The organism is Amycolatopsis sp. NPDC051371 (assembly GCF_040682155.1).
GTDB lineage: Bacteria > Actinomycetota > Actinomycetes > Mycobacteriales > Pseudonocardiaceae > Amycolatopsis.
This window is the reverse complement of the sequence record NZ_JBFBAG010000066.1, coordinates 16932-30066: the sequence shown is the minus strand read 5'-3', so window position 1 is coordinate 30066 and position 13135 is coordinate 16932. Positions and strand designations below refer to the sequence as shown.

8 protein-coding genes are annotated in these 13135 nt (G+C 70.7%); 3 read left to right on the top strand and 5 right to left on the bottom strand.

Features of this window, described 5'->3' with window-relative positions:
* Window positions 1–15: 15 nt before the first annotated feature.
* Window positions 16–510: a MarR family transcriptional regulator gene (locus tag AB0M59_RS47950; protein WP_364629204.1), complete on the top strand. Its 495-nt coding sequence runs from the start codon at window positions 16–18 to the stop codon at window positions 508–510.
* A gap of 75 nt (window positions 511–585) precedes the next feature.
* Here AB0M59_RS47950 and AB0M59_RS47945 read toward each other — a convergent pair whose 3' ends face one another.
* Together AB0M59_RS47945 and AB0M59_RS47940 are read right to left on the bottom strand one after the other, a co-directional pair.
* On the bottom strand, window positions 586–2337 hold the full coding sequence (locus AB0M59_RS47945; RefSeq protein WP_364629201.1) for a chloride channel protein: 1752 nt from the start codon (window positions 2335–2337) through the stop codon (window positions 586–588).
* A 353-nt stretch (window positions 2338–2690) separates the two neighbouring features.
* Window positions 2691–3050: a nuclear transport factor 2 family protein gene (locus AB0M59_RS47940; protein ID WP_364629198.1), complete on the bottom strand. Its 360-nt coding sequence runs from the start codon at window positions 3048–3050 to the stop codon at window positions 2691–2693.
* Between the two features lie 281 nt (window positions 3051–3331).
* Here AB0M59_RS47940 and AB0M59_RS47935 point away from each other — a divergent pair, with 281 nt between their 5' ends.
* A complete protein-coding gene (locus AB0M59_RS47935) occupies window positions 3332–6376 on the top strand; it encodes a LamG-like jellyroll fold domain-containing protein (RefSeq protein WP_364629195.1) in 3045 nt (1014 codons plus the stop codon).
* 124 nt (window positions 6377–6500) lie between these two features.
* On the opposite strand, the gene AB0M59_RS47930 is transcribed toward AB0M59_RS47935, so the two are convergent.
* On the bottom strand, window positions 6501–8366 hold the full coding sequence (locus tag AB0M59_RS47930) for a sialidase family protein (RefSeq protein ID WP_364629193.1): 1866 nt from the start codon (window positions 8364–8366) through the stop codon (window positions 6501–6503).
* Between the two features lie 443 nt (window positions 8367–8809).
* On the opposite strand from AB0M59_RS47930, the gene AB0M59_RS47925 reads away from it, so the two are divergent.
* On the top strand, window positions 8810–10246 hold the full coding sequence (locus AB0M59_RS47925; RefSeq protein ID WP_364629190.1) for a sialidase family protein: 1437 nt from the start codon (window positions 8810–8812) through the stop codon (window positions 10244–10246).
* 289 nt (window positions 10247–10535) lie between these two features.
* Here AB0M59_RS47925 and AB0M59_RS47920 read toward each other — a convergent pair whose 3' ends face one another.
* Entirely contained in the window at window positions 10536–10667 is a 132-nt protein-coding gene (locus AB0M59_RS47920) for a hypothetical protein (protein WP_364629187.1), read from the bottom strand.
* Between the two features lie 182 nt (window positions 10668–10849).
* Window positions 10850–13108: a protein kinase gene (locus AB0M59_RS47915; RefSeq protein ID WP_364629184.1), complete on the bottom strand. Its 2259-nt coding sequence runs from the start codon at window positions 13106–13108 to the stop codon at window positions 10850–10852.
* Between the last annotated feature and the right edge of the window lie 27 nt (window positions 13109–13135).

Sequence of the window (13135 nt, the reverse complement as noted above, 5' to 3'; positions counted from 1 at the left end):
GGCACACTTGCAGGTATGCCTCGCAGCACTCCCGCCCTCGACGCGACGGACGTCGACGCTGTCACCGACGCCGTACTGACCGCTTCCCGCCTGCTGGTCGCGGTTTCGGCGCGGTCGATCGCGGCCGCCGGCGACACGATCACGCTGCCGCAGTTCCGGCTGCTGGTGGTCCTGCAGACCCGGGGCCCGCTCAAGCACGCCGATCTCGCGGAGCACCTGCAGGTCACGCCCTCCACCGCGAGCCGGATGGTCGACCGCCTCGTCACCGGAGGCATGATCGACCGGCAGCACAACCCGATGTCCCGTCGCGAAATCGTGCTCGCCCTCACCCGCGAGGGCGCGAAGGTGGTACGCCAGGTGACTGCCCGGCGGCGCAAGGAGATCGCGAAGATCGTCGCCCGGATGCCGGACGAGGCCCGGCACGGCCTGGTCGACGTCCTCACGGCGTTCGCCGAGGCCGGTGGCGAACCTCCCGCCTCGGCCGTCGCCCCCGAAGCGGTCTGGATCTGAACGGTCACCACCGCCGGGCCGCCTTCCAGCGGAGGGCGTAGCCGGCCGACCGAACGCTTCCGGGGTGGCTGATCATCACTCCCGTCGCGCGGCCGGTGTGATGGCGAAGAGCACCGACTGGTGGGTGAGCCAGCCCGCCAGCCGGTGGTCACCGGCCAGCACCGGCAAGCCGGTGCCCGGCGCGTTCGTGAGCGCGGTGAGCGCGTCGGCGAGCGTCGTTTCACCCGTCACCAGCGGCGGCAGCTCGGCCAGCTCGTCCACGGTGCCGTCGCGGTCGTCGCCCAGGGCCTCGGCGGCCGCGCGGGCGGTGACGCAGCCCTGGTAGCGGCCCTCGGCGTCGACGACGGGCAGAATTCCGTGCCCCGACACCGCGAGGGCGTGCGCGGCCCGGTCGATCGGCGTGTCGGCGGCCAGCGGTTCGGGCAGGGGCTCCATGACCGCCGCGACCGTCGTCGCGGCCAGTCTTCTTTCCTGGGGGTGGCGATCGAGATTGACGCCGCGGCGACGCAGCTTCAACGTGTAGATCGTGTCCCGGGACAAGGCCCGGCTGGTGGCGGTCGCAATCACGATCGCGGTGAGCATCGGCAGGATGATCGTGTACTGCCCGGTCAGCTCGAACAGCACGATGACCGCCGTGATCGGCGCCCGCGCCGACCCCGCGAACGCCGCGCCCATCCCGATCAGGCCGTACACGCCGGGCGAGGCGGTCAGCGATGGCAGCCACGCGTGCACGACGATCCCGAACGCCGTCCCGCCCATCGCCCCGATGAACAGCGACGGCGCGAAGACCCCGCCCGAGCCGCCGATGCCGATCGTCAGACTGGTCGCGACGATCTTCCCCACCAGCAACAGCAAGAGGAACCCGATCAGGTACTTGCCCTCGACGGCGTTCTGCAGCACCGGATAGCCCACGCCGTACATCTGGGGCAGCACCAGCAGGAGTGCGCCGAGGAACAACCCGCCGACGGCCGGGCGCAACCACTCCGGACCGCGCCACACCCAGTCGCAGAAGTCCTCGATCCGGTACAGCACCCTCGTGAACAGCACCCCGCACGCGCCTACGACCACCCCGAGCACGACGAAGAGCAGGTACTCGACCGGGTTGCGCAGGGTGAAGGGCGGGAGGTCGAGGAACGGCGTGTTCCCGAACGCCGCCCGGCCCACCACACTGGCGGTGACACTCGCCAGCACCACCGCGCCGAACGACTCCGCGGCGAAGTCCCGCAGGATCAGCTCCATCGCGAAGAACGGACCGGCCAGGGGTGCGTTGAAGGTCGCCGCGATGCCACCGGCCGCACCGCAGGCCACCAGCACGCGCAACCGGGACTCAGGGAGCCGCGTGACCCGCCCCAGGGTCGAGCCCAGCGCCGAGCCGATCTGCACGATCGGCCCCTCCCGGCCGACCGACCCACCGGAGCCGATGGTCAACGCCGACGCGAGCGCCTTGACGGCACTCACCTGCGCCGGGATCCGGCCGCCGCGCTCGGCGACCGCGTACATCACCTCAGGCACCCCGTGCCCGCGGGCCTCGGGCGCGAACTTGTACACCAGCGGCCCGTACACCAGGCCCGCCACGACCGGCGCGAGCAGCAGGAACCACGGCCCGAGCTCCGGGAACCACGGGTGCGCCGCCCTCCCCGCGTCGGCGTAGTCGGCCTGCCCGGAGAACAAGTGCGTGAACGTGGTGATCAGCCAGCGGAACACGACCGCACCGAGGCCGGCGCCCGCCCCGATGAGCACGGCGAGGCCGACCAGGCCACTCCGGCTCTCCCGCAGCCACCTCCCGACCGGCTGCCGAGCCGGAACCGGGACCCGTCGTTCCGACACCCTGTTACCTGAAGACACTATTGCAGTATGCAACACTTAGAATGAGTACACACCGGGGCTCCCCGATCACGTCTTCCCCCGCTGCCGACGAACGGCGACGAGGCACAGCATCGTGCCTCGCCGCCGCGTCATGACGCCGCTTCCGCCCGGGCCGGAGCCTTGCGGCACCCCGGGGCCCGCGCCCCCGAACCCATGACGCGTTCCTCTCTCACGACGGCCGCTCCGGACCCGCCGACGCCGGACTCCACTGTCCCGCACCGATCGTCGGCCGGACCTGACGATTGCCTTGCGATCCGCCACCGGCAGCAGCTCGGCTCGCCGGAACCGCCTCGCGCCGGTGGCGGCCGCACGTCTCAGCGGCGGGTCCGCTGGTGGAAGGTGAGCTTCCAGCCGTCGCGCCGGCGGGCGTAGACACTGCTCACCTGCGCCGAATACGGCAGCGCCGAGCGCGTCGCCGCGATGCTGTAGCGCACCACGCCGGTGCCCTCGCTGAGCTGGACGCAGCGCAGTCCGTGCAACCGGAACTCCTCCCAGGCCGTGCCGCACAACGCGTCGAGCGCCTCGCCCCGGGTCCGGATCGGCGGCACGTCGGAAAGCAGCACCACGATCCGCTCGTCGAAGACGCCGTCGTAGAACTTCCGGGCGGCCGCCGTCGTCGCCATGAGCGCCTGCCAGCCCCGCTGCTCCAGATCGATCAGCTCTTCGTGCCCCACCGGCCGCCCTCCACCACGGCCCGGCGGTCGCCGGTGCCACCGCCAGCCTTCCGCACCCGCACGCGGCCGAACCTGACGATCACCTTGCGATTTCGGCCCGCGTCCCGCGGCCCGCCGAAGCGCCGCGAACGAGGCATTGTCCTGCGAGTCGCCGCCCCCGGTCGGCGCCCTGTTGGCGGCGCGAGTACTCGGCAGCGATCAGAAGTGTTCCCTTTTGAGTGATTCTGAGCGATAGTGGTCGAGTCTGAGTTTTACAACGTTGTAAACCTGTGGAGGACCCGATGCGCGGGCGACTGTCCTGGGGAAGTATCTGGCTGGCCGCGGTGGGCCTGCTCGCGCAGGTCGCGCTCACCGGCGTCGCCGGCGCGGCCGAAGATACCGCCCGCCCGGCGACGGGAGCCGGGACGCACTTCCTCGACCACAGCTCCTACCTGGCCGGCTACAGCGAACCCGGCTGGTACGACGCGAACATCCCGTTCGTGGATCTGCCCGACGCCACGATGCAGAGCGTCTACTACTACCGCTGGCGCGTCTTCAAGGAGCACCTGCGGTACACGAACCCCGTCGACGGCTGGATCTCGACGGAGTTCCTCGACTGCTGCGGGTACGCCGCGCCCTACCAGGCGATCAACGCGGCCGCCGGGCACCAGCTGACCGAAGGCCGCTGGCTGCGCGATCCCGGCTACAGCCAGGACTACCTCAAGTTCTGGCTCACCGGTCCCGGCACGGGTGCCAAGCCGGCCACCGACGACGTCAACGCCGACACCACCGACTGGGCGCACGAGTACAGCGTCTGGCTGGCCACCTCGGCGTACGGCCAGGCTCAGGTCACCGGCGATTTCGCGCCGCTGCGCGAACTGCTTCCGGCCCTGGTGCGCCAGTACCGCGGCTGGGACAAGCAGTTCACCCCGGACCTGGGCTTGTACTGGTCGGTCCCGGTGTGGGACGCCATGGAGTTCTCCGCCTCGTCCTACGAGTCGCCCAACCCGTACCACGGCGGTGCCGGGTACCGGCCGACGCTCAACTCCTACCAGTACGGCGACGCCATCGCGATCAGCCGGATCGCGGACTCGGTCGGCGACCACCGGCTCGCCACCGAATACTCCCACCGCGCCGCCGCGTTGAAGACCTCGTTGCAGAAGTGGCTGTGGGACCCGAACCGCGGCTTCTACTACGCCATGGCCCGCGACGACAACCCGAGCCACCGGCTGTCCGGCAGCCGGGAGCAGATCGGCTACCTCCCGTGGATGTTCGGCGCCGCCCAGCCGGCCGACAGCACGGCGTGGTCCCAGCTGCTCGACCCCAGCGGGTTCGCGAGCGCCTACGGACCGACCACCGCCGAGCGCCGCAGCCCGTTCTTCATGAAGGACGCCGGCTCCTGCTGCCGCTGGGACGGGCCGAGCTGGCCCTTCGCCACTTCGCAGACGCTGACCGGCCTGGCGAACCTGCTCGACGACTACCCCGGCCAGCGCACGGTGTCCAAAGAGGACTACGCCACCGCGTTGGCCACCTACGCCCGGACTCAGACCAAGGACGGCAAGCCCTACGTCGCCGAAGCCCACGATCCGGACCGGGACGCGTGGATCTACGACGGCCCCGGCCACAGCGAAGACTACAACCACTCCACCTACACCGACCTGGTCCTGTCCGGCCTGATCGGGCTGCGTCCGCAAACCGGGAACACCCTCGAGGTCCGGCCGCTCACACCGTCCACATGGGAGCATTTCGCCGCCGAAAACGTGCCTTACCACGGGCACAACGTCACCGTGCTGTGGGACCGCGACGGCAAGCACTACGGGCAGGGCGCCGGGATGCGGCTCTACGTCGACGGACGGCTCGTCCAGAAGTCGGCGACCCTGCGGAACACGACCATCGACGTCGGCCGCGCCGTCCTCCCCCCGTCCGACGACCTCGTCAACGACGCCGCCAACCCCCTTCGCACCGGCTACCCCAAACCGATCACCTCGTACACCTGGCCCCACGACAACCCGTGGAACGCGCTCGACGGCAAGGTCTGGTACAGCGAGGTCCCGGAGAACACCCGCTGGACCAACTACGGTTCGCCGAACCCGAGCGACTTCTACGGCGTCGACTTCGGTGCGCCCACCCCGGTCGGCGACATCCGCTGGCACGGCTACGACGACGGCGGCGGAGTCAAGCCGGCCACCGCCTATCGCCTGGAGTACTGGGCCGGCTCGGCCTGGCAGGAGATCCCCGGCCAGGTCCGGGCCCAGGCGAGCCCGGTGGGCAACGGGGTCAACCGCGTCACCTTCCCGACCCTCACCACCAGCAAGATCCGGCTGGTGTTCACCAACCCGCCCGGCGCGTTCGTCGGCGTCACCGAGTTGCAGTCCTGGACGCCGTCGAGCCCGGACGCCCGGATCGCCGTCGGGCCCGTCAACGCCAACGGCGTCGTCACGGTCGACCACAGCACCCCGCTGACCGTCACGGTCCGCAACACGACGTCGAGCCCGCTCGTCTCCCCGCGGGTGAGCCTCGCCGTGCCGGACGGTTGGTCGGCGGCTCCCACCGGACGGCCCGCCGCCACGATCCCGCCCGGCCAGTCCCGGACGTGGACCTACACGCTGACAGCACCGGCGGGCGCCGAGCCTGGCAGTGCCGCCGCCGTGAACGCGACAGCGTCCTACCGCGGCCCTGGCGGCCGCACGGAAAGCACGCACCAGCGCCAGAACCTCCAGATCGCCCACCCGGCGGGCCAGCAGGACCCGGTGGGCGCCTGGAACCTCGACGAAGGCACCGGCACCGTCGCCCACGACACCGCGGGCGCCCACGACGCCACCCTGGCCGGCGCACCCGGGTGGGTCCCCGGCGTGACCGGCACCGCCCTGCAGCTCGACGGCTCGAGCCAGTACGCGGAAACGAGCGGCCCCGTCTTGGACACGACCGGGAACTTCTCGGTCGGCGCCTGGGTCCGGTTGGACCGGACGGGCTCCTGGGCGACGGCGGTCAGCCAGGACGGCGACCCGAGCAGCGGGTTCTACCTCCAGTACTCGGCGGCCGACGACCGGCTGGCGTTCTCGACCAGTTCAGGCCGCGCCCTGTCGGACGTCGCGCCGCAACCGGGTCGCTGGTACCGGCTGGTCGGGGTGCACGACGCCGACGCCGGCACGTATGTCCTCTACGTGGACGGCGTGGCGCAGGCGAAGACGTGGAGCCAGCCCACCGGGGACGCCGCCCCCGGCCCGCTGGCGATCGGCCGCGCGGTCTCCGGCGGGCACCACAGCGACCTGTGGCCGGGCAGCGTCGACGACGTCCAGGTGTGGAACCGGGTCCTGACCGCGGGTGAGCTCGCCCGGACACGGTGACCGCTACACGACGACGTCGCTTGCCGCGCTGCCCCGGACCGGCGGCGGCCAGGGCCTCGAAGCCGTGCACCGCAACCCGATGGAAGCTCCACGCCCAGATCACGTCAACGCCCGGTGGGCCTTGTCAGCGGATGCCGACGCTGGTCGTGTAGGTGTCCTGGTCGTTGGCGATCGACGCGTTCGGCGCGCCGGCCTGACAAGTACCCGGCGGAGCGCCGGGCGCGCCCGTACCCGGGCACAGGAACAGGTCCGGCGGGCGGGTGTCCGACCAGACCGGGTACGCGGTGCGGGCGGTGACCGCGATTCCGGCGTAGTCGCCGTAGAAAGTGCCGGTGAACTGCGTCGGCGGCGGCATGCTGCCCGACGTCGCACGGGTGTGGGCGAAGCCCGCACCCGCCGTGGTGGACACGGTGATGTCGGAGAACCCGGTCGTCTCGTCGGCGCCGTACTGGCGGTCGTAGTAGCTGACCGCGAAGGTGCCGTCGGGGGTGAACGCGGCGCCCTGCCAGAACTGGTCGGACCGGGCCTGGCCGGCGGCGGTGGTCACCACCGGCAACTGCCGCACACCGGTGGTACCGCCGGTGAACGACGCACCGGCGTTCGCCGACGTCGACAGGACGATGTCGTTGTTGCACCCGCCGTTCTTCACCCCGGTGTAGGTGTTGATCCCGGTCGCGGGGTTGAACCCGGTCGGCGTGCAGCCGGTGTTCTCGTTGGAGTTCCGGTTGAGGTAGGACCCGTAGGTCACCAGGATCCGGTTGGCGTGGCGCGGGTCGACTCCGCCGATCGGGTAGTTGCTCGCGCGGAACACCGAGTTGGTCGACGGGCCCTTCTCCGGGACGCAGGCGCGGCCGGGGTCCTGGCCGTTCTGGTAGGTCGCGCAGTCCGGCAGCTCGTTGTAGTTCCCGACCAGGACCGGGGCGGAGAAGCTCTGCCCGCCGTCGGTCGAGCGGGCCAGCAGGACCTGGTTGTGGTTGTCGGCCGCGTTCGTGGTGGCGTTGTTGAAGTTGTTGAACACCACATACAGCGCGCCGTCCGGACCGACGAACGGCTGCGAGTCCTGGTTCTGGTTGCACCGGCCCCGCGGCGTCGGGAACCCGAGCGCGTTGGCGCACAACGCGGTGTCAGCACTGACCAGCACCGGCGCGGAGAACGTCTCGCCGTAGTCCGCGGAATAGCTCTCGTAGATGTAGCCCGTGCCGTCATCGGCGAAAGTCGTCCACGACACGTACACCCGGTCGCGGAACGGGCTGCGCGGATTGGCGTCCACGGTGAGCAGTTGCTTGTCGAGCAGGAAGTTGGCGGCGCCGGCGGTGTCGTCGTGGGTGGCGACGGGACGTCCCGTGAAATTCCAGGAAGCGCCGTTGGTTCCGGTCGAGCGGAACACCAGGAACGCGCTGGACTGGTCCGGGTTCGGCGATACGGCATTGCCGCGGTTGAACACCTGGCACGAGAGGTAGACGTTGCCACGGGAGTCCCACGCCACCGAGGTGTCGCCACCGGACTGCCAGTATTCCCTTGCTGCGCCACCGAAGTCGTCGCCTCGGCTGAAGCCGTTCGGTGTCGTCGCGTCGGCCCACGACCGGGCGCCGTCGAGGGAATAGCTGACGCCGCAGGTGCCGTCGCCGCGGCGGTAGTCGTTGTAGCTGGCCACGATGTGGCCCGGGTTGTTCGGGTCGGCGGCCGCCCAGGTCTCGTTCTGTGCCTGCGCCCGGCCCTGCAGGTCCGGGTCGGTCAGGTTCAGGCAGTTCTGGTTGACCTTGACGTCTCCGCCGAGCCGGTTCGCGCACGGCGACGCGGCTGAGGGCGTGGCCCGGTTCGGGGCCAGCGCGCGGGCGGCGTTGGCCGGGTCTTCGCCGTTGAGGACGGTGGACAGCAGGCCCGAGACGTGGCGCTGCTGCACCGGGTTGAGCTGGTGGTAGCCGAACGGCTGAGCGGTGGCCGGGGACACGGCGAACAGGCCGAGCGCGGCGACGCTGAGGGTCGTCATACTGATCAGGGAAATAGTGCGGGGACGCGACACGGGCGTGCTCCCTTTGTTTGACCGGGTATCCGGTACGCGGCCAGCCACACGGGATCAGCCCTGCCTTGGCCGCCGCTGGCATCGTCGCCCCGAAACGCCGAACCGTTACCGATCCCTCGACTGTCCATTGCGGAAAAGGTAAGCGCAGGGCCAACTCGTAACCCGTTCAGCTGCCACCGAATGTTCTGGATCGGTCGAGCACCTGGCACCGTCGAAATGTTTGCCGAGCGTCAACAATTACAAGAAATCGCCCATAACAGTCCAAGCGAGACAGTTGATCAACCGGATCCTCCACATGGCGGATTTACCGCGATGAATCCGAGTGGCTGGATCGACAGTCGTCATCGCCCGCAGCGGCGACACCGCTGCCCGCCTCGCTGCCTCACCTCGACGGAGAAGGTGAACGCGCCATGCCGCTTTCCCGAAAACTCCTCACTGCCGCCGTCCTGCCGGCCGTCGTGGTCGGCGGGCTCCTGGTCGGCGCGACGTCCGCGTCCGCGAACGTCACCGTGACCCAGGTCAGCTCCGACCCGTTCACCGACACCCAGGCCCAGCACAGAACCGAGGTCGAACCCGACACCTTCGCGTTCGGCACCACCATCGTCTCCGCGTTCCAGGTCGGGCGGGTCTCCGGCGGCGGCTCCTCCGACATCGGCTTCGCCACCTCCACTGACGGCGGCGCCACCTGGACCCAGGGCTTCCTGCCCGGCACCACCGCCGACACCGGCGGCCCGTGCGGCCAGATCAGCGACGCCGCTGTCGCCTTCGACGCCAAGCACAACGTCTGGCTGATCTCCTCCCTCGGCGTGAACTGCCCGACCGGCGAGCCGGTGCTCACCAGCCGCTCCACCGACGGCGGCAAGACCTTCGGCAACCCCATCACGACCGCGACGGGTTCGCTGGACAAGAACTGGATCGTCTGCGACAACACCGCGACCAGCCCGTTCTTCGGCAACTGCTACACCCAGTACGACATCACCAGCTCCGGCGACTCGATCCGGATGCGGACCTCCACCGACGGCGGCCTCACCTGGGGACCCGCCCGCGCCCCCGCCGGCACGCACACCGGGCTCGGCGGCCAGCCGGTCGTGCAGGCAGGCGGCACCGTCGTCGTCCCGTACCTGTCGCTCAACGACCAGATCCGCAGCTTCCGCTCCACCAACGGCGGCGCCGGCTGGAGCTCCACCGTCGGAATCGCCACGATCAGCCACCACGACGCGGCCGGCGGCCTGCGTGAAGAAGCCCTGCCCACCGCCGAAACCGACGCCACCGGCACCGTCTACCTCGCCTGGTCCGACTGCCGGTTCCGCTCCGGCTGCCCCAGCAACGACATCGTGCTCAGCAAGTCCGCCAACGGCACGACCTGGACCACCCCGGCGCGGGTCCCGATCGACGCCACCACCAGCACCGTCGACCACTTCGTCCCCGGCATCGGCGTCGACGCCTCGAGCTCCGGCACCAGCGCCCGGATCGGCCTGACGTACTACTTCTACCCCAACGCCAACTGCACCGCCGCCACCTGCCGGCTCGACGTCGGATTCATTTCCTCGATCAACGGCGGCACCAGCTGGAGCACCGCCACTCAGGTGGCCGGGCCGATGAACCTGTCGTGGATCCCGAACACGAGCCAGGGCCGGATGTTCGGCGACTACATCTCGACGTCGGTGCGGGCCGGCGGAAATGCTTTCCCGATCGTGCCCATCGCCTCCGTGCCAACGGGTTCGACGTTCACCATGGGTATGTTCGCCCCGACCGGCGGCCTGCCCCTCACCGGCGGCGCCCGCCGCACGACAGACACCCCGGCGCCGCGGGTGCCCTCGGCACAGTCCACCGTGACAGCTTTCTGACACCGGCCGGCTGACCCTGCGCCCACGTCGCCGAAACGACGTGGGCGCAAGGCTCCGGATCCTGTGCACCGGGGACGCCGACACACTGCTTTGACCGCTGGTGTCGCGCGCGGCAAGTTCGTTGACGTTCGGGCCGCTGGAGTGAGGGCGCTCGCCGAGCCCGAACCCGGCTCGGTAGCCCGGACCAAAGGTCTTGAATGAGTCATTCAGGACCTCCGAAGACCTGAATGACTCATTCAAGACGTTCGCACTCGCCGCCGAGCCGTCAACGCACCTCGGACGCGCGACACTAGGCGCGGCGACGAGCGCGCCACAGACTCCACGGCAACACCACGACCACCACCGCCGGCAGCACCCACCAGGCGGAAACCGCGGCCCGCTCGAGCCCGAAGATCGCTGCCAGGCCGACGACCACAGCCACGCGATCCGCCAGTCGTCTCCGACGACGAAGTCGTACCGGAACCGGCCGAACCGGTGCACCCGGGCAATCCGACTGTCCGACCTCCGCATCCGACGCCACGTCAGCGGTGAACCGCCCGCTCGGCCGGGGAACCGCGACGACGATGGCGGCACCGCCTCGATCCTGACCTGCCGTGCTTCAAGTCAGTGCGGCCGGGAAAGATCGCCGGGCTTGAAGGCCTCCACCGTGTCGGTGACGGGCTTGTCGAGGTCCGCCTTGTGCGCGGCCGGGTAGACCCAGCGCAGGCCGGCTGTCGAACCGGCTCCGATGGACTCGTGCTCGTAGAAGATCTTGCCGTCGCCTTGGTAGCCGGAGACCGTGTAACCATCGCCGTCGGCGGAGCGGAAGGTCACCCGGCCGCCGTTTCCTTCCACCGAGGCGACCAGCTGGGCCAGCTCGTCCGCCGGCAGGCGACCTCCCGAATTGGTTCCCCACACCGTCAGCGTCGCGCCGAGACCGGCGTCGGTGAACCGCATCCCCTCGCCATTCTCCGGGACCCACGACGACGCGGTGTAGCCCGGTGGCACCTGCGTGGTGAAGCCGAAGCGGGAGTTCGTGTACGTGGTCCCGGCACCGGGCTGCCCCGACGTCGACGGTGGTGTCGAAGAAGCGGGCGGCGCCGTCCTGCCCACCATTGTCAGGAACTTCGGCTGCAGCAGGTCGTCGAGCTGGTCGTACGGAAGCACCACCGGCTCGTTCCCGGCCGCCGAGGCGCAGCCGAGCTCGTACCACAGGATCTCGAACTCGGCCCCGGTCCGGGTGAACCCGAACGTCGCGGCCGGCACGTGGTCGCCGCCGCCGGGCCGCTCCGCCGCGTCCATGCCGACCTGCCGTTCCGGATAGCCGACGACCGTGGGCACGGTGCAGAAACCGTTCTTCGTGTGCGGTGCCAGCCGCTGGGTCAGCGTCCGCATGCCGGCGGCCGTCAGGATCTCGGGCCGGAACACGTCCTGGGGGCCCAGCACCTGCCCCGTGGCGAGGTCGACGGAGAACGCTTCGGGGAACCGCCAGGTGGTGTGCCCCAGGGTGTCCGAGTCGAGATCGTGGTCGTACCGCACGGAAAGCAGGCCCGGTGTCTGCAGCAGGATCCGCGCGGACGAGTGCAGCGCGGCCGTCTCGCCCGCCTCCCGGAACCGCTCGACCAGATCCGGCTGGGCGACCGCGTCCCGCACCGACTTCAGCCGCTTGTCGATCGGCGCCCGCAACGCGTCGTTGATCCGTTGCCGGACCGCGGCGTCCGCACCGCCGGACACCTGCGGGTACTGGAGCTCGTAGCTGATCGGCAACGTCTGGTCCCGCCCCGACATGGTCTGCACGGCGACCGACAGCGCCGCGGGTGGGGCGGGCGGGTCGTCGCCGGGCGAGAAGATCACCAGTCCGCCGGCGACCAGCCCGCCGACGATCGCGACCGCGGCGGCTATCTTGCCCACCATCGCCGCGGTCACGCCCGTTCCGGTGCCCGCAGCCGTCACGCCGGCCCCGGCGCCGGCCGCCGCGACCGGTGCGGCGGCCGTCCCGGCGGCCGTCAGCAGCGCCAACGGCGTCAGCGCCGTCAGCGCCGCGGCCGAGGTGGCCAGCCGCTTCCAGCCGCGCTTCTCCCAGTTCTTCCCGTATGCCTTGCGGGCGACGGCTTCCAGCTCGGTCACGAAGCCGTCCGCCGTCGCCGGTCGCCACGCCGGGTCCTTCGCCATGCCCCGCGCGATCAGCGGGCGCAGCGCCTCGGGCACCGCCTCCAGCGGCACCGGCGCCGCTCCGTGCAGGGCGCGCAGCTGCTCGCTGGTGTCCGCCTCGAACGGCCGGTTCCCGGTGACGCACTGGTAGAACACGCACGTGGCCGCGTACACGTCGGTGGCGGGCAGGCCGGGTTGGCCGGCCCACTGCTCCGGGGCCATGTAGGCCGGGGAACCGGCGGTCAGTCCGTTGTGGCCGTCCAAAGTGGCCAGTCCGAAGTCGACCAGCTTCGACTCGCCCTCCCGCGACACCAGCACGTTCCCCGGCTTGTAGTCCCGGTGGACCACGCCGGCCGCGTGCGCGTCGGCCAGGCCGAGCAGCGAGCCCTTCAGGATCGCCAGCGCCGCCTCGGGCGCCAGGACGTTCTCCGCCACCAGCAGCGCGCGCAGCGACACGCCGGGCACCGCCTCCATGACCAGCGCGGCGCCCTGCGGCGTCTCGACGAAGTCGAAGAGCCGGACCACGTGCGGGCTCCGCACGCCGGACAGCAGCCACGCCTCCCGCCGGAACCCGTCCACGATCCGCGCGTCGGCGAGGAAGTCCGCGTGCAGGTACTTGATCGCCGCCATCTTCCCCGAGGCCTCGTGCTTGGCCAGCACGACCCGCCCGAAACCGCCGGTGCCGAGCACGTCCACTTCGGCGTACCCGGGCACGTGCCAGGTGTCGTTCATCCCCGCCGTTTCCCCTCACTGTGTCCT